Genomic DNA, 15,964 nt, shown 5'->3' with positions numbered 1-15,964 from the left:
GGCGGAGCTGAAAGGGACTAACGTTTGCTGGTCAGGTCGGGGGCATTCAAAGCGGCATCAACCGTGGGCAGATGGGTGATGAAGTCGCCGAGGCGCACGATTTTGAACGAGGCGTCCACACGGCCTTGAATACCAGCGAGCGCAAATTCCGTGCCCGCGCCGCTGGCGTGTTGAAAGTATTCCACCACGACGGCCCAGACCGGGGTGTTGACGAAGGTCACCTTGGTGAAGTCAATGATGAGGCGTTTGACCCCGGCCTTCATCTGCTCGCGCACGACTTTTTGGAATTCTGGCACGGTCGCCAGATCGGCATCGCCCTCGAGTTCGATGACGACGGCGTTGGGGTGGGTTCGAACGGTTGGTTTCATGAAGATGTCAGGCGATCAGAGCCAGCCGGTTTGATTGAGGCGGCCAGTGAGTTCCATCTGCCGTTCCAGTTGTGCGGCATAGAGCGCGGCATTTTCGGCATTGGGTTTGCAGCGGGTGGATTCGTCGAGGGTTACGAGCCGGGCGCAGAGCTGCTCGTAGCTGACTTTTTCACTGCCGCCCTGATTGGCGTGAGCATAGGCGGCCTGGATGGCTCCGCCGAGTGCGGCTCCTTCGCTGGTGCTGAGAGTGACGACTTCGGCATTGAAGCAGTCGGCGGCGATCTGACGCCAGACGCTGCTCTTGCTGCCGCCGCCGGTGAGACGAATTTCGGTCGGATTCATGCCTAGATCGCGGAAGCGTTTCAAACCGTAGGCGAGACCAAGGGTGGCACCTTCCACGGCAGCACGGGCGAGATTGGCCGGGGCCATGTTCGTTGGGCGGAGGCCGTGGATGACGCCCGTGCCGTTTGGCAGGTTTGGGGTGCGTTCACCATTGAGGTAGGGCAGGAACATCACGCCATCCGCGCCGACGGGAGCGGAGTTCACGGCGACTTCAAGCTGGCGCAAATCCCAGCGGAACATCTCACGCACCTGTTCGGTGACGACGGTGACGTTCATGGTGCAGACAAGCGGCAGCCATTGATCGGTGCTGTCACAGAACGCGGCTACCTCACCCTGGCCATCGACCACGGGGGAGTCCGCGACACCATAGAGAGTGCCGCTGGTGCCAAAGCTTGCAGTGACGACGCCGGGCTTGATGTTGCCGGTGCCGATGGCGCCCATCATGTTGTCACCGCCGCCGGCGCTGATGATGACGTCGAAGTTCAGGCCCCATTTGACGGCGAGATCTTTGCGGATGGTGCCATGGACGGACTTTGAAGAACCGAGTGGTGGCAGCATGGCGCGCACGCTGGGGTCAATGTAATCGCAGATTTCATAGGCCCACTGGCGGGTGTTCACATTGAGGATGCCCATGCCGGAGGCGTCTCCGTATTCCATGCGCTTCACGCCGCTGAGCCAGAAGTTGATGTAGTCGTGCGGGAGCAGAATGGTTTTCGTCTTGGCGAAGTTCTCGGGCTCGTTTTGTTTCAGCCAGAGCAGCTTGGGAATGGTGTAGCCTGGGAGCATGGCATTGCCTGCGACGGCGATGACGCCGGGCTGGCCGCCGAAATGGTGCGCGATCTCTGCGCATTGGGCCTGGGTGGAGGTGTCACACCAGAGCTTGGCATGGCGGACGGGTTTGTCGTCTGCGCCGAGAGCCACGAGGCCGTGCTGCTGGCCGCTGACGCCGATGCCGGCGATTTTGGCTTTGTCCTTGCCGATCTGTTCGAGGCACTGTTGAACGGAGGCATCCACTGCATCCAGCCATGACTGCGGGTCTTGTTCGAGATGCCCTGGAGGCAGGCCCTCGATCAATTCATAAGTGCTGTGGCCGGTGGCGAGGATTTTGCCCGAATCGAGGTCTAGGACGATGGCCTTGGTGCTCTGCGTGCCGCTGTCGATGCCGAGGAAATACATGAATGGAAGGAGGGTTGGGTTCGGCTAAAGGTTTACGGTGGGGATGGAGGGCTGGTCAAGTGGTCAAGGTGCCAAACAGGATGCGGCAAAACATCAATCCTTCGACTGAATGTTCCCTGATTTCCGGATGGCGCGCATGAGCCGCCAGCCGAAGAAGAGGGACACCGCATATCCCAGAGCGCCGAAGATGGAAATGTCGTAAAAAAGCGGGGCGGCCTGGCGGCTCCAGAGTTCACTGGAGCCGAGAAAGATCGCGGCGGTGAGGATGCCGAGGACGAGGCGGTTGACGATGGGATCAAGATGGCGGTGATCGATGTGCACCGTGAATGAGCCGTCGCGGAAACGGGCGAGCATGTCGGTGATGTCGCGAGGCAGTGCGGTGAGCAGACGATCCCACACGCGGATGGAACGACGTGCGCGTTTGGCGATGCGGCTTGGGGAGAACCGGCGAAGCATCAGACGTTTGCAGTAGGGCTGCATCAGCTCGGCCAGGCTTACATCCGGACTGAAGCGGCGCGAGGTGCCCTCCAGCACGATGAGGGTCTTCAGCAGCATGGCGAGTGACGGAGGCAGCACGATGTGATGACTGCGAATGATTTCGACGAGGCTGCTCAAGGCCGCGCCGACGTGGATGTCATTGAGTGGATGGCCGGTGTAATCCGCCATGAAATCCTGCAGGTCGGCCCGCAGCTTTTCACGTGAACAATCGGCAGGCACCGCGCCCAGGCGCAGGACCTGCTCGGCCACGAGTTCGGAATCGTTTTCCACGATGCCGAGGAGCAGTGCCTCGACTTCATCGCGCAGGTCTTCATCAATGCGACCGACCATGCCACAGTCGATGACGCCCACGATATTGCCGGGGAGCAGGATGAGATTTCCGGGATGTGGATCGGCGTGGTAGAAGCCATCGCGGAAGACCATTTCGAGATACATGTTGGCACCGCGTTTGGCGAACTCGCCGAGATCCACGCCGGACTGTTGCAGCGCCTCGATGTCGGTGCCGATGATGCCATCCAGGCGCTGCATGGTGACGACTTGATGTGAGCAGAGTTCGCTGAAGAGTTCGGGGATGCAGACGGTCGGGTCATCGGCGAAGTTGCGGGCAAACTCCTCTTGGTTTTGCCGCTCATAGGTCAGGTCGAGCTCACGCAGCAGGGTGCGGCGGAACTGGCGCACGACTGCCAGCGGCTGGTAGGAGCGCAGGGCGGGCGAGTGCTGTTCCAGCAGCTCGGCGAGCGCCTGCACGATCTCGACATCCGTGGCGGCCTGTTCGGCCACGCCTGCACGACGCACTTTGACGACGACGCTGTGACCGGTGTGAAGACGGGCGGCATGGACCTGGGCCACGGAGGCGGCGGCGAGAGGGGTGTCTTCAAAGCTGGCGAAGAGCTGCTCGATCGGCTGGCCGAGTTCGGCTTCAATCGTGGCACGTGCCACGGCTGAGGGGTCCGGTGGTACATTGGATTGAAGCTGGGAGAGCTCTTCGGTCAGTTCAGGGCCGAGCAAATCGGCGCGAGTACTGAGCATCTGGCCAAGTTTGATGAAGGTGGTGCCCAGCTCCGTAAGGGCCATGCGCACACGCGCTGCCTGTGTCACGCCGGTGGTAATCGACTGGCCATCAGCGCTCTTGAGGCGGTCCTGCAGCCAGGCGTATTTGAAGCCGCCAAACAAATCCGCCAGACCATACTTGCCGAGCACGGCGGCGATTTCCGCGATGCGCTTGGCATAACGTTCGAGACGGGCGAGGGCATCAATCTTCATTCTACTACAACCTCCACACGAATAAGGGGTCTGACAATGCGGAATGCTCACTCTCGGCTGGCGGTTTTGGCAGGCTTAGGTATCCATGGGCATGAGTACTCCCAAAATTCTCGCCTTTGCGGGCAGCACCCGCAGCGCCTCTTTTAACAAGCAGCTTGTGCGTTTTGCCGCAGAGGCTGCACGTGCCGCCGGGGCCGAGGTCACGCTGCTGGATCTACGCGATTACCCGCTGCCATTGTTTGACGGTGATCTGGAAGAGCAGCAGGGGCTGCCTGAGAATGCGAAAAAATTGAAGGCTATCTTTCTCGCGCACGATGCCCTGCTCATCTCTTCTCCTGAGTATAACAGCTCTATCACTGCCGTGCTGAAGAACACCCTCGACTGGGTTTCCCGTGGCGAGACGGATGATGAGCCTGCGCTGGCAGCCTACCGTGGCAAAACGGCTGCTTTGATCAGTGCCTCACCAGGTGCGCTTGGCGGGCTGCGGGGGCTGGTGCATCTGCGTGCGATTCTGGGCAACATCGGCGTCATTGTTTTGCCGGATCAGGTGGCGGTTTCCAAGGCGTATGAAGCCTTTGATGACAAAGGTGGGCTGAAGGATGAACGCACGGCCAAACAGGTGACGAAGGTGGCGCAAAGCCTTGTCGATTTCTTGAAGAAGCACCTGGGTTAAGCAGGGGCTTCGGCACTGCCGATGACATCAACGAGCTGCGGCTTTTTTCGTGCCGGGGCCACGGGTGCGCTCGGACTTGATGGGAACGGGGGTGAGCTTGATGGTCTCGACTTGAACAATGACGGGCGGAGAGATGATGGATGTGTCCTGTGCGGCCTCGCCTTCACTTCCCGAGAACGAGTGACGCAGGGATGCGATCTTGGCCTGCAGTTCGGCAAGTTCGCGGCGGGCGGCTTCGATCTGGCCGGGAAGCTCCGCGTGCTGACCGTTCGAGGCCGCAGCGGTTTTGGGGACTTCCTCGTGGGCGGAATTGCGCCTGGGCGGGGCGATTTGTGATCCGCCCTGAGAACTGTTGGACTGTGCGTCGCGGTAGCGCTGCTCTACAGCAGCGAGGCGTTGCCTGGCATCGACAAGCTGCTGTTTCGTTGCGGTCAGATCCAGATTGAGCTGTTCCAATTCAGCACGCTGTGCCCGGGCATCTGCGATGCGTTTGGTTTCGGCGGCAAGTTCGGCAGCGCTTGCGGCGATGCTTTTTTCACATGCGGCGAGTTCGGAAGTGCGGGAGGCCAGCTTCTTTTCGCATGAGGCCAGGCCCTCCTGCATGCGCTGCAGTGAGCCTTCGGCGGCTGCGCCTTTCTGCTCCAAGGACATGAGGAGTGCTTCGAGATCTTTGACAGCGGCCTCTTCACGCTGATGCTTAGTACTGAGCACCAAGCTGGCGGCATTGAGCGAGGCATGTTTGGCCTCCTCTTCTACAATGCGTTTTTCGTGTTCAATGATCTGCTGACGAAGGGAGTTTAACAACGCCTCGTCCTGTTCGCACTCATCACGCACCTGTTTCAGGCGGGCGTCGGCCTCCTCTTTTTGAGCTGCGAGATCTTCAATCTGCTGCTGAGCTTCGGCCGCGGTGGCGGTGAGACGCTGGACCTCGGTGGACTTCTCGTAATGCTGGGCATTGAGACGTTCGAGGGCAGCGGTTTTGTCTGCGTGCTGACTGGTGAGGGAACTGATGGTCTCCAGCCACTCGCGATGGGCGGCTTCAGCCTGCTCAACGGCGGCTTTCGCGGGCGCGAGCTTTTCTTCCTCAGCAATCAGTGATTCCACGCGGGCGAGATGCAGGGCGCGTTCCTTTTCAGCGCGCTGTTGCCAGCCACGCAGCTCTTTTTCAGCGGCATCGACCTCGGATTTGAGCCGTGATTTCTCCGCTTCCAAATGGGCCACGGCTTCCACAAGGGCGTTGTCGGGAAGCACCGGCGCAGGTGTTGGCGGGGGAGGCGCAGGTTCGGGAGATTCCGGAACTGGTACTTCAGATGCGGGAGCTTCAGGTTCAGGAACGGGAGCCGGAGGAGCAGGCTTGGAAACTTCAGGAGCGACGGGGGTCTCTACGACGGGCGGGCTGGTGGCCGGATGTTCAAGATCGAGGGTGCCAACGAGCGGGCCAAAGGCGACTGTGTCACCATGGAGCAGGGTGCAGCTGAGCTGGCGTTCGCCATTGACGAAAGTGCCTGTGGAAGATTTCAGATCAAAAACCTGCAGGCTGCCGTCAGCGTTTTGCACGATTTCTGCATGGCGAGGTGAAATGCCCTCGTCATCGACCATAATGTCATTGTCCTCGTCACGTCCGAGGGTGATGTGTTCCTTGAGGGGAACCACCACTTCTTGTCCGTCTTCAAGAACGAAAGTGAGTTTGGCCATGGGGTGTTTTACGGTGAAACCGGCGCAGCAAAGTCGATGAAGCGCGTGGAATCAATCGGGCATTTGGATCGGCGCCAAAATGAATGCAGGATTAGTGCCTCAATCCGCAGTTTTTTTGGTCATACGATCAATAGCCGCCTCAAAATTTTTGAGCTCGGTGTGGGCAAGGTCAGCCTGCTGGCGGAGCTCACTGCGCTGGCGCTCCGCTTCGGTGATGCTGGTGCGGAGTTCGACGAGCTTGTGTTCCAGTTCGCCGAGACGGTCGCGCCGTTTTTCCTCCTCGGCCTGGGAGATTTCGATGTTGTGGAGCAGGGCATGATGACGCTCCTGCTCCTGCCGGATTTTAGCCTCCAGGTGGCGGCTCTGCTCACGCAGCATGGCTTCAGCCGCGAGATTGTTGCGATGCGGGGATTCATGGCGCGTGCGCTCAACGCGGAGTTGTTCGAGGCGGGACTCTTCGCGCTGAACGCTTTCACGCAGATGGCTGAGGCGTGAGCGCAGAGTGGTTTCTTGCGTGGTGCCGGGCGCCACCGTGCTGCTGGTGCGGGCTCTGGCGGGGCCTTCAGCCGCCACCGATGTTCTCACGGCAGTGCTTCCGCGAGGCTCTTCAGGTGCACCTGCATGCGCCTGAGTGCGTGCGGTGGTGATGAGTTCGTGAAGCCCCGCTTTTTCCTTTTCGATTTCATGCCAGAGGTCCCGTGCTTCGGGGGAATCCTGCGGCAGCGTGGCGAGGCGGGCATAGAGCTGATCCATGGCCTCCTTCCAGTCTCGCAAAGGCTGGAGCCGGGACAGGAGATCTGCCAGTTCGCCGCGGGCGGCTTCGAGGCTGGAAGCGAGCTGCTGCTGCTGTGCGGCGTGTTCTTTTTCCGCCTCGGCGGCAAGCTGGCGGACTTCCTCGAAACGAGTGCGCTGACTGCGTTCGGCAGAGCCAAGCTGCGTGAGTTCGGCTCGCAAATCGTTTTCGCGGGCGTGCAGGACTTCGATGCGGCCCTTTGCGGCACTTTCATCACCAGAGAGTGTGTTGATGAGAGATTTTTGTTCTGCGATCTTTGCTTCAAAAGCTGTGGTGGTGACTTTCACCTCCGCAAGCCGGGCTTCGGCGGCGGCCAGTTGAGCCTGGGTGTCGGTGAGTTTTTGCCCGGTTTCGGCGAGAGCCTGGCACTGCTGTTCGAGTTCAGCGTGGCGAGCTTGAGTTTGCTCCAACTTCTGCGTTTCGGTGGTCAGTTCGGCGTTTCGGGTGGTGAGGTCTTTCTCGTGTGCAGCGAGTTCATCCTGAAGGTTCCGCAGGGATTCCTCGGCTTGCTTGCGTGAAGCGAGAGCCTCTCCAGCGGCTGTGACGGCCTGCTGGTGGGATTCCTCCAGCGTGGCGATGCGGGATTCGAGATCTTTGGCTGCGGCTGCGGAGCGCTCATGATCCAGCTCAAGGGTTGCAATCGCTGCAGTAAGCGTGGCGTGCTGTGTCTCCGCTTCACGGCAATGGGTGCGAGCCTGCAGGAGTTTTTCTTCCGTGCCGGTGAGTTCATGGACGTGTGCCTCGATCTGGGTGCGCTGGTGGGCAAGCTCCTCCAGCTTTTTTTCCGCGGCTTTCAACTGGTCAGCACGGACCTCGGCGATTTCCCTGGTCTCCCTGTCGCGAGCTTCGAGTTCAGCGATCTGGCGGCGCAGAGTGTCTAGAACGGTTTCATCACGCACACTCTCAGCACGGATTTGCTTGAGGTGGGTCAATGCCTGATCCCGGTGGGTGGTGAGTCCTTCGAGTTCATGTCTGGCAGCAGCTTCGTCCTGATTGAGACGCTGCAGATCGGCGGCTTTCTGCGCGCGCTGGGTGTTCAGGGTTTGGATGGACTGAAGCCACTCTGCATGCGCTGACTCGGCATCATGAACCGCCGTCTTGATGGGGACCAAGCGTTCCTCCTCGGCTCGGAGAGATTCTATGCGGGCAAGGTGAGTGGCATGCTCTGCTGCTGAGCGGTCCTGCCACTCGCGCAGTTCTTTCTGCACGGCATCCAGTTCGGATTCGAGACGTGCTTTTTCCGATTCAAGCCGGGCGGCTTCAGCTTGAAGTTCGGTGTTCTTGAGTGAGGTGGAGTCCTGTCTGCCGCTTCGGTTTCGCTTGCGGGTCGCGATTTTGCCGGCTTTGACCGGCTGGTCGATGGTTACCGCCTGGGTTTCATATCCTGCCAGCGCAGGGGCGACGGTGCTGCCGTTGGCTGAATGATCGGAGAGATCAAGCACGGCGGTGAGCGGACCGAAGGCCAGCGTGTCGCCATGCAGGATGGTGCGGCTGCGAACGCGCTCGCCGTTGACGAAGGTGCCTGCGGTGGAGTTTGAATCAAACAACTGGATGCTGCCGTCCGCGTTGTGAACCAGTTCGGCATGGTGTTTTGAGATGCGCTCGTCATCCACCACGACGTCGTTGTCCTCCCAACGACCGACGGTCATGTGGTCCGCCAGAGGGACCACGATTTCCTGGCCGTCATCGAGTACAAAAGTGAGTTTTGCCATGGTGTCTGATGAGATCGAGACTCCGGGAGATACGAATGAAACCCGATTTCGAGTCTCGAATCAATGTTGCATTTGTTTAGATATCGCAATCGTGTCCGGCCATGCATTCTGAAGCCGAAGCCCACCTGTCCAAGCGCTGCCCGGTGATGCGCCGTCTGATCAAGGCCCATGGTCCATGCCTGCTGGTGCCGCAAAAACGCTCGCCGTATGAGGCGCTGGTCAGTGCGGTGGCGCACCAGCAACTGCATGCGAACGCGGCGGAGGCGATCCTGCGACGATTCAAAGCTTTGTTTCCCCAGGTGCGCTTTCCACAGCCTGAACAGGTGATGGCTGCCACGGATGAGGCCCTGCGCGGCTGTGGATTTTCCATGGGTAAGATGCTCGCGATTCGTGACATAGCCGCCAAGACGCTCAGCGGGCAGATCCCCAAACGTGCGGCAGCGCTCAAACTGGATGACGAGGAATTGATCGAAAGGCTCGTCGCGGTGCGCGGGGTGGGGCGCTGGACGGTGGAGATGCTTCTCATTTTCACCCTCGGCAGGCCGGATGTGTTTCCCAGCGATGACTTCGGGGTGCGCAATGGCTGGCGCGTGGCGAAGAAGCTCGAAGAGATGCCGAAGCCGAAGGAATTTCGGGCCCTGGCGGAACGCTGGCAGCCGCACCGGACCCTGGCGGCGTGATATCTGTGGCGAGCGGCGGATGCGGCGAAGCTCTGAGGGGCGGGGATGGTGGGGAGAAACGTGTCATTGCTAATCGCCCTATCGGCGGCTAAGGAAGGGGCACATGTCTTTCAAAGCTCTCGGCCTCGACCCGAACATCCTCACTGCCATCGAAGAAGCCGGTTACACGGAACCCACCCCCATCCAGGCTGCGGCTATTCCGGTGGTCATCCAAGGTGGAGATGTGATCGGCATCGCGCAGACCGGCACCGGCAAGACGGCGGCTTTCACCCTGCCGATCCTGACGCGCCTGACTTCGAATCCCGTTCCTCAGGGGCAGCGCCGCCGCACCCGCGTGCTGGTGCTGGCACCCACGCGTGAACTCGTGGCTCAGATCGAGGAGAACGTGCTGGCCTACGCCAGACATCTGCCTCTGAAGATCGCCAAAATTTATGGTGGTGTCGGCGAAAAGCCACAGAAGGACGCCCTGCGTGCCGGGAGTGACATTGTCATCGCCTGCCCGGGTCGGTTACTGGATTTGATGGAGCAGCGCTGCGCGGATTTTTCCCAGCTTGAATACCTTGTGCTGGATGAGGCTGACCGCATGCTGGACATGGGCTTCCTGCCGGACATCCGCCGAGTCATCAACCAACTGCCGAAGAAGCGGCAGACGCTGATGTTTTCCGCGACGCTGTCGAAGGAGATCGAAACGCTGACGCATGAGTTTCAGCGCGCGCCGAAGATCGTGCAGATTGGCAAGCGTGCGAATCCGGCGGAGAGCGTGACCCAGCTTGTGTATGAAGTTCACAAGCATCTCAAAATGCCGCTGCTCTCGCACCTGCTGAAGGATGAGAAAATGCAGATGGTGCTGGTCTTCAGCCGCACGAAGCACGGCGCGGACAAGATCGCCAAAAAGCTCGAATCAACCGGCGTGAAGTGCGCCACGCTGCATGCCAACCGTTCGCAGAACCAGCGCTTGCGCGCGCTGGATGATTTCAAGACGGGCACGGTGCGTGTGCTCGTGGCCACGGACATCGCCGCACGTGGCATCGACGTGGATGGCATTTCGCACGTGGTGAATTTCGACTTCCCGCACATCGTGGAAGATTATGTGCACCGCATAGGACGCACAGGCCGTGCGCAGGCCATTGGCGATGCAATCAGCTTCGTCTCGCCGGATGAGCTGCCGGATGTGCGCAAGCTGGAACGTTTTATCAATCGTGGCCTCGTCCGCAAAAAAGCTGAAGGCTTTGATTACAACGCCGCACCCCAGCCGTTCATCGATGAACGGCCGGAGCGCCGGGAGCAACGCTCATCGCAACCGCGCCGCCCGCAGGGTGGTGGTGGTCGCCCAGGTGGCGGCGGTGGTGGACAAGGCGGAGGCCGTCCTGGTGGATTTGGTGGTGGTCGTCCAGGTGGTCAGGGAGGCCAGGGTGGTGGTGGACGTCCGGGTGGCGAGCGTCGCTCTTCGGCGGGCCCAGCGCCCCGGCAGCCAGCCCAGATGCCCCAACAAAACACTACTCCTGATGGCGCACGGGGTCTGTGGAAGCGGCTGACGGGGAGGTAAACCAACTTCCCAGTTGGTGCTTTTGCGCCAGTAGTCTGGTTCGCGATGCAGATGCATGACGGCCACCACTTCGACCCAATCAGGTTCGGGCTGGTGATACACCAGACCATATGGGAACTTCTGCAATAGCTTGCGGCGGTAGGAGGAACCCAGAGGCCGCCATGCCTCAGGATAATGAATGATGTCTTCTTCAGCGGACTGGATGCGCTGGAAGAACTCCTTGCCCAGTTCTTTGTGACAGCTTTTGTAGTAGCTGGTTGCTTCGGCAAGGTCGAGCCGAGCTTCTGATGTGTACGTCAGGCGCATCAGGCCAGGATCGCCTCGATCTCCTCGTGGACTTCTCTACGGCTGTGGGAGCGTGTCTCACCCTTTTCTCGGCGCAGCACACGGGCATCCAACTCGGCACGCCAAGCGGGCGACAGTTCTTGTTCGTCATCCAGACTGACCAGCAAGCGCTCGGCAATGTACGAGCGTTCAGGCAGTGGCGGAGACAGAACGTTTTGCAGAACATTGGTGATGTCGATGACGGCGGCGCTCATGTGTAGAATTTACAGGCTGGCAACGCAGTTTCAACCGGGCATCTGAATGTCGGTGCCAGTTACTTCGCAAACCAGCCCTTCGCCAGAGGATTGGTGGCGAAGAATTCCAGCAGCTGCTTTGCGACTTTTTCGCGGCCGCTGTTGCTGGGGTGGGTGCCGTCGCCGCCGAAGTCGTCTTTGGTGTATTTGAGGTCGTCGAATTTGCGGCCTTTTTCACCGTCGGCCCAAAGGTAGGGGCCCCAGAGGAGGAGGGGGGATTTGGAGAGGGCGAGGGATTCGTCACCGTTCATCTGCTGCTGAATGAGGTGACGCACTGCAAAGGCGCCCTCATAGGCATAGGGCTCGGGATTGAGGCCGGTGCTGGCGTAGCCGGCGTAAATGCGGCTGCCGAGATAGGCGATGCGAAGATTTGGGAAGCGCTCTTTGAGGAGGTGCAGGACTTTGATGGTGTCGGCCTCCAGCGTGGCCAGGTGCTCGGTCTTGGAGCCGGAGGGGCCGGCGTTGGCGAGTTTTACCCAGGCCACCTGCACCTGCTGCGGGCTGACTTCAGCGATTTTCAGGCGGTTCATGGCTTCAGACCATGGGCGGCCTTCCGGCTGCGCCCATGCGACCATGGTCTGGCCGCCCTGTGCGCAGTCGACGATGGTGAGTTTGTCGGACTTGCGTGAGTCTTTGTCGGCGATGCCTTTGAAGAAGGAGAACTCCTGGGTGGCGTTCGACATGCTGATGGAGACGAGCACGATCTTGCCGCTATCGGAAGGTTTGCCCTCGGCATCGAGAGGTTTGATCTGGGAGAGGGCGGCATCGGCTGACTTTTTCAACGGCTCAGGCGGTGTATTGCTGCCTTTGCCATAGAGGCCGCCGTCTTCACCTTCGTAGGCTTCTTCGGCGGTCATGTCGGTGAGAGGCTTGAGAGAATCAGGTGCTTTGCGCTGATTCGCCGGGCGGCCACCGCCACCGCCGCGATTGCCACCCCGGCTGCGGACTTCCTTGGCATGATCGAGATACTTCTGATCGGCCTCACTGAGCTTTTCGCCGCCTTGCTCGCGCCGGAAAAGATCCTGGGCTTTCTGCCAGTCGATACCGTCTGTGCCTGCACCGGGGCTGGAGTTGGAACTGGAGGAGGGTGCCTGCCCGCCATTGCGCTTGGCAAAGGCTTCGCGTGCCTTGGCGAGGTAGCCTTTTTCATCCCCGGTCAGTGTTTCACCGGCGTTGTCGCGCTGATGCAATTTTTGAGCCTTTTCCCAATCGATGCCGTCTTGCCCTTGTGGCGGCAGATCACCGCTCCCACCCTTTTTCTGAGCCTGTGCGTCGTGGGCTGCGCGTGCCTTTTCAAGAAAGGCGTTTTCCTCCGCAGTGAGGGTGGCGCCGCCCTGACGTTTTTCGAAGAGCTGGCGGGCTTTGTCGAAATCGACAGGCGCGTCGGCAGACTGGCTGCGCAAGTGCGCAGCGCCGAGGAGGGAGGCCAGGGCAAGGAGGATGGCTGTCTTCATGGTGGGCGTGGAACCCCGCAGCGGTGGTTTGGATTCACTTCCAATCCGATTTCGCGCGGGGTGGAGGGATCAAAGGGGCGAACGGGGTGCAGATCATATGAAAAAGCTTTCATCGGATCCCTCAGCAAAGTGGCTGCGTGGGGGCATTGCGTTTTTAGTCTTGTTTTGAGCGCGGCCAGCCTTCAGCCTGACCGGCTTTACGCCATGTCCGATCCCAACAGCACCCGTCGCGTCGTCATTGCCAGCTTCATCGGCACCACCATCGAGTGGTATGATTTTTTCCTTTATGGCACGGCGTCGGCGCTGGTCTTTAACAAGCTGTTCTTTCCGAACTTTGACCCGCTGGCGGGGACGATGGCGGCCTTTGCGACGTATGCGGTGGGCTTCTTTGCGCGACCTGTGGGAGGCATTATCTTTGGTCATTTTGGCGACAAGATCGGCCGCAAGTCGATGCTGGTCACCACGCTCATGCTCATGGGGGTGGCGACGGTGCTGATCGGCCTGCTGCCGACGTATGCGCAGGTCGGTGTCTGGGCGCCCATCCTGCTGGTGCTGCTGCGCTTCGTTCAGGGCTTTGGTGTCGGGGGGGAATGGGGAGGCGCGGTGCTCATGGCGGTGGAGCATGGCACTGCCGGAAAGCGCGGGTATTATGCGAGCTGGGTGCAGGCTGGGGTGCCGGTGGGATTGCTGCTGGCGAATGCCGTCTTCATGATTGTGTCCTCCATGAATGAGACCGCGTTTCTTTCCTGGGGCTGGCGGGTGCCCTTTTTGCTGGGCGTACTCCTGCTGGGGGTCGGCATGTTTATCCGGCTGAAGATCATCGAGAGTCCGGTCTTCACGCAGGCCAAGGCGCAAGACGCAGGGCCGAAGGTGCCGATTTTCGCTGTGCTGCGTGATCACCCACGCAACGTGCTGCTGGCCATGGGGGCGCGCTTTGCGGAGAACGCCTTTTTCTACATCTTCACCGTGCTCGTGCTCAGCTACGGCTCGCAGCAACTCGGGATGCCGCAGGCTACTTTGCTCAATGCGGTGCTCATTGGTTCCGCAGTGCAATTGGTGGCCATTCCGTGCTTTGGGGCGCTGTCGGATCGTATCGGTCGGCGGCCGGTGTATCTAGGGGGCGCGTTCTTTCTACTGCTTTTTGCGTTTCCATTCTTTTGGATGATCGAGACGCGGCAGACGGGGCTGGTTATTTTGGCCGTGGTTATTGGGCTCATCGGCCACGCGGCGATGTATGGCCCACAGGCGGCGTTCTTTTCCGAGCTCTTTGGGACACGGGTGCGCTACAGCGGTGCGTCGCTGGGCTATCAGCTTGCTTCGCCGCTGGCAGGGGGCATGGCCCCGCTTATTGCCACGGCGTTGCTTGACCGAACGGGTGGCAAACCATGGCTGGTGGCGGTGTATCTGATTGTCATGGCTATCATCACCTTGATCGCGGTTTGGCTGGCCGAGGAGACGAACAAGAAGGCGCTGTGAGGCGGTAGGGGCGTCCAATTTGGCCCAAAAAGTGTCCGCTAGAGTCTTACGAACCAGTTGCGCTGCGTCCTGTTTCGTCTCCCTTGCGAGTCCTACCATGAACGACGCTTTCCCTGACATCCCTAAAATTCAGTACGAAGGACCCAAGAGCCGCAATGCGCTCTCCTTCAAGCACTACAACCCTGACGAAATCGTCGGTGGCAAAACGATGCGCTCGCAGATGCGCTTTGCGGTCGCCTACTGGCACGCGATGCGCAACTCTCTGTCTGATCCTTTCGGTGGCGGCACGGCCCAGCGCCCGTGGGATGACGGCAGCAACTCGGTCTCCAATGCGCAGCGCCGAGTGTGGGCCTGCTTTGAGTTCATGGACAAACTCGGCGTGGACTACTACTGCTGGCATGACCGTGACGTGGCTCCTGAACTCGCCACACTGGCCGAGAGCAACGCCGCCTTTAACGCCGTCGCTGACGAGCTCGAAAAAGCGCAGAAGCAGACCGGCAAGAAGCTGCTCTGGGGCACTGCCTGCCTCTTCTCCCATGCGCGCTATTGCCAAGGGGCCTCGACCAGCCCAAACGCCGGTGTGTTTGCCTACGCCGCTGCTCAAGTGAAGAAGGCCATGGACGTGACGCATCGCCTCGGTGGTGAGGGTTACACCTTCTGGGGTGGCCGCGAAGGCTACGCCACGCTTTGGAACACTGACATGAAGCGCGAGGTCAATCACCTCGCCCGCCTCCTGCATATGGCGGTCGATTATAAGAAGAAGATCGGCTTCACCGGCCAGTTCTACATCGAGCCGAAGCCACGTGAGCCCTCCACGCATCAGTACGATTCGGATGCGGCTGCCTGCTTGAATTTCCTGCGCGAGCACAACCTGCTCGAGCATTTCAAGCTGAACCTTGAAACCAATCACGCCACGCTCGCCGGACACACTATGCGTCATGAGATGCAGGTGGCCATCGCCGCGAACGCGCTGGGATCTATCGATGCCAACACTGGCGACACTCTCATCGGCTGGGACACCGACCAGTTCCCGACCAACATCTACCTCACCACTGAGATCATGCTCGAAGTGCTCAAGATGGGCGGCCTCACCACCGGTGGCCTCAACTTTGACGCCAAGTGCCGTCGCGAATCCTTTGAGCCTGTCGATCTCTTCCATGCTCACATCGGCGGCATGGACGCCTTCGCACGCGGTCTCAAGATTGCCCACGCGATGATCGAAGACGGTCGCCTGGACGGCTTCATCAAGCAGCGCTATAGCACCTACGACTCCGGCATTGGCGCGAAGATCGAGAAGGGTGAAGTCGGCTTTGCCGAACTCGAAGCCCACATCCTCGCCAACGGTGAGCCGCTGCTTGGCAGCGGACGTCAGGAGATGCTGGAAAACTTGGTGAACGACTACCTGTAAATCCTGGGTCAGCGCTTTGATTCAAATCGTGAGGCGGTCGGCAACGACCGCCTCATTTTTTGGGAGGAGGAGCTGTTTGTTGCGCATGAGTGTGATTTGCAGCAAGCATCGGCATGGCCAAAGCGGCACAGAATCACGATGCACAGGCAACGAAGTGGGCGGAGGCGCTCGCGGCGTTGAACGGCGCTGAATTCATTGAGTATCTGCGTGGCTGCCGCTGGTTTGGTGGGAAAGCGCAAACGCTGCGCGGGGTGCAGGTGATGGAGTCGCTTTCTTTGGGGGATGCCGGACAACTGATTCTG

Annotated in this window: 13 protein-coding genes and 1 pseudogene; 6 read left to right on the top strand and 8 right to left on the bottom strand. The window is 60.1% G+C overall.

From position 1 onward, the window contains the following. Positions 1-17: 17 nt before the first annotated feature. From ACIREA_RS03820 to ACIREA_RS03810, 3 genes are all read right to left on the bottom strand, one after another. A complete protein-coding gene (locus tag ACIREA_RS03820) occupies positions 18-368 on the bottom strand; it encodes an STAS domain-containing protein (protein WP_397380720.1) in 351 nt (116 codons plus the stop codon). 15 nt (positions 369-383) lie between these two features. Continuing rightward, on the bottom strand, positions 384-1,886 hold the full coding sequence (gene xylB / locus ACIREA_RS03815) for a xylulokinase (RefSeq protein WP_397380718.1): 1,503 nt from the start codon (positions 1,884-1,886) through the stop codon (positions 384-386). 93 nt (positions 1,887-1,979) lie between these two features. Then, positions 1,980-3,647: an ABC1 kinase family protein gene (locus tag ACIREA_RS03810; protein WP_397380716.1), complete on the bottom strand. Its 1,668-nt coding sequence runs from the start codon at positions 3,645-3,647 to the stop codon at positions 1,980-1,982. Between the two features lie 91 nt (positions 3,648-3,738). Here ACIREA_RS03810 and ACIREA_RS03805 point away from each other — a divergent pair, with 91 nt between their 5' ends. Beyond that, a complete protein-coding gene (locus ACIREA_RS03805; RefSeq protein WP_397380714.1) occupies positions 3,739-4,320 on the top strand; it encodes an NADPH-dependent FMN reductase in 582 nt (193 codons plus the stop codon). 27 nt (positions 4,321-4,347) lie between these two features. Here the strand turns inward: ACIREA_RS03805 and ACIREA_RS03800 are convergent, their stop codons facing one another. Next, on the bottom strand, positions 4,348-6,015 hold the full coding sequence (locus tag ACIREA_RS03800) for an FHA domain-containing protein (RefSeq protein WP_397380712.1): 1,668 nt from the start codon (positions 6,013-6,015) through the stop codon (positions 4,348-4,350). A 99-nt stretch (positions 6,016-6,114) separates the two neighbouring features. Then, the gene (locus ACIREA_RS03795; protein ID WP_397380710.1) at positions 6,115-8,520 is read right to left on the bottom strand and encodes an FHA domain-containing protein; all 2,406 of its coding nucleotides are present in this window, start codon (positions 8,518-8,520) and stop codon (positions 6,115-6,117) included. 101 nt (positions 8,521-8,621) lie between these two features. Here ACIREA_RS03795 and ACIREA_RS03790 point away from each other — a divergent pair, with 101 nt between their 5' ends. Both ACIREA_RS03790 and ACIREA_RS03785 read left to right on the top strand, forming a co-directional pair. Beyond that, entirely contained in the window at positions 8,622-9,200 is a 579-nt protein-coding gene (locus tag ACIREA_RS03790) for a DNA-3-methyladenine glycosylase family protein (RefSeq protein WP_397380708.1), read from the top strand. Positions 9,201-9,303: 103 nt separating this feature from the next. Further along, positions 9,304-10,746 (top strand): DEAD/DEAH box helicase, encoded by a 1,443-nt coding sequence (locus tag ACIREA_RS03785; protein ID WP_397380706.1) that lies wholly within the window; start codon positions 9,304-9,306, stop codon positions 10,744-10,746. Positions 10,747-10,854: 108 nt separating this feature from the next. Here ACIREA_RS03785 and ACIREA_RS03780 read toward each other — a convergent pair. The 3 genes and pseudogenes from ACIREA_RS03780 to ACIREA_RS03770 all read right to left on the bottom strand — a co-directional run. Beyond that, positions 10,855-11,052 (bottom strand): annotated as a pseudogene (locus tag ACIREA_RS03780) (type II toxin-antitoxin system RelE/ParE family toxin); the annotation flags it as partial. Next, positions 11,052-11,285 carry an addiction module protein gene (locus ACIREA_RS03775; protein ID WP_397380704.1) on the bottom strand — a complete coding sequence of 78 codons (234 nt, stop codon included), beginning with the start codon at positions 11,283-11,285 and terminating at the stop codon, positions 11,052-11,054. The pseudogene ACIREA_RS03780 and the gene ACIREA_RS03775, both read right to left, overlap by 1 nt. A 59-nt stretch (positions 11,286-11,344) precedes the next feature. Next, positions 11,345-12,778 (bottom strand): hypothetical protein, encoded by a 1,434-nt coding sequence (locus tag ACIREA_RS03770; RefSeq protein WP_397380702.1) that lies wholly within the window; start codon positions 12,776-12,778, stop codon positions 11,345-11,347. A gap of 204 nt (positions 12,779-12,982) precedes the next feature. Between ACIREA_RS03770 and ACIREA_RS03765 the strand changes: the two genes are divergently transcribed. The 3 genes from ACIREA_RS03765 to ACIREA_RS03755 all read left to right on the top strand — a co-directional run. Beyond that, positions 12,983-14,254 (top strand): MFS transporter, encoded by a 1,272-nt coding sequence (locus ACIREA_RS03765; RefSeq protein ID WP_397380700.1) that lies wholly within the window; start codon positions 12,983-12,985, stop codon positions 14,252-14,254. 97 nt (positions 14,255-14,351) lie between these two features. Further along, the gene (gene xylA, locus ACIREA_RS03760; RefSeq protein ID WP_397380698.1) at positions 14,352-15,662 is read left to right on the top strand and encodes a xylose isomerase; all 1,311 of its coding nucleotides are present in this window, start codon (positions 14,352-14,354) and stop codon (positions 15,660-15,662) included. A 113-nt stretch (positions 15,663-15,775) separates the two neighbouring features. Beyond that, a partial coding sequence (locus ACIREA_RS03755) for a hypothetical protein (protein WP_397380696.1) occupies positions 15,776-15,964 on the top strand: 189 nt, incomplete at its 3' end.

The sequence above is a fragment of the Prosthecobacter sp. genome (assembly GCF_044373815.1).
In the GTDB taxonomy this organism is placed as follows: Bacteria; Verrucomicrobiota; Verrucomicrobiia; order Verrucomicrobiales; family Verrucomicrobiaceae; genus Prosthecobacter.
Note: the sequence above shows the minus strand (reverse complement) of the source record. Positions and strands in the feature narration are given on the sequence as shown.

Bases quoted from the DNA above. Each gene is read 5' to 3' on its own strand.
- ACIREA_RS03820 (WP_397380720.1), bottom strand. From the start codon at position 368: ATGAAACCAACCGTTCGAACCCACCCCAACGCCGTCGTCATCGAACTC.
- ACIREA_RS03800 (WP_397380712.1), bottom strand. From the start codon at position 6,015: ATGGCCAAACTCACTTTCGTTCTTGAAGACGGACAAGAAGTGGTGGTT.
- ACIREA_RS03795 (WP_397380710.1), bottom strand. From the start codon at position 8,520: ATGGCAAAACTCACTTTTGTACTCGATGACGGCCAGGAAATCGTGGTC.
- xylA (WP_397380698.1), top strand. From the start codon at position 14,352: ATGAACGACGCTTTCCCTGACATCCCTAAAATTCAGTACGAAGGACCC.
- ACIREA_RS03805 (WP_397380714.1), top strand. From the start codon at position 3,739: ATGAGTACTCCCAAAATTCTCGCCTTTGCGGGCAGCACCCGCAGCGCC.
- ACIREA_RS03765 (WP_397380700.1), top strand. From the start codon at position 12,983: ATGTCCGATCCCAACAGCACCCGTCGCGTCGTCATTGCCAGCTTCATC.
- xylB (WP_397380718.1), bottom strand. From the start codon at position 1,886: ATGTATTTCCTCGGCATCGACAGCGGCACGCAGAGCACCAAGGCCATC.
- ACIREA_RS03785 (WP_397380706.1), top strand. From the start codon at position 9,304: ATGTCTTTCAAAGCTCTCGGCCTCGACCCGAACATCCTCACTGCCATC.
- ACIREA_RS03770 (WP_397380702.1), bottom strand. From the start codon at position 12,778: ATGAAGACAGCCATCCTCCTTGCCCTGGCCTCCCTCCTCGGCGCTGCG.
- ACIREA_RS03790 (WP_397380708.1), top strand. From the start codon at position 8,622: ATGCATTCTGAAGCCGAAGCCCACCTGTCCAAGCGCTGCCCGGTGATG.
- ACIREA_RS03810 (WP_397380716.1), bottom strand. From the start codon at position 3,647: ATGAAGATTGATGCCCTCGCCCGTCTCGAACGTTATGCCAAGCGCATC.
- ACIREA_RS03775 (WP_397380704.1), bottom strand. From the start codon at position 11,285: ATGAGCGCCGCCGTCATCGACATCACCAATGTTCTGCAAAACGTTCTG.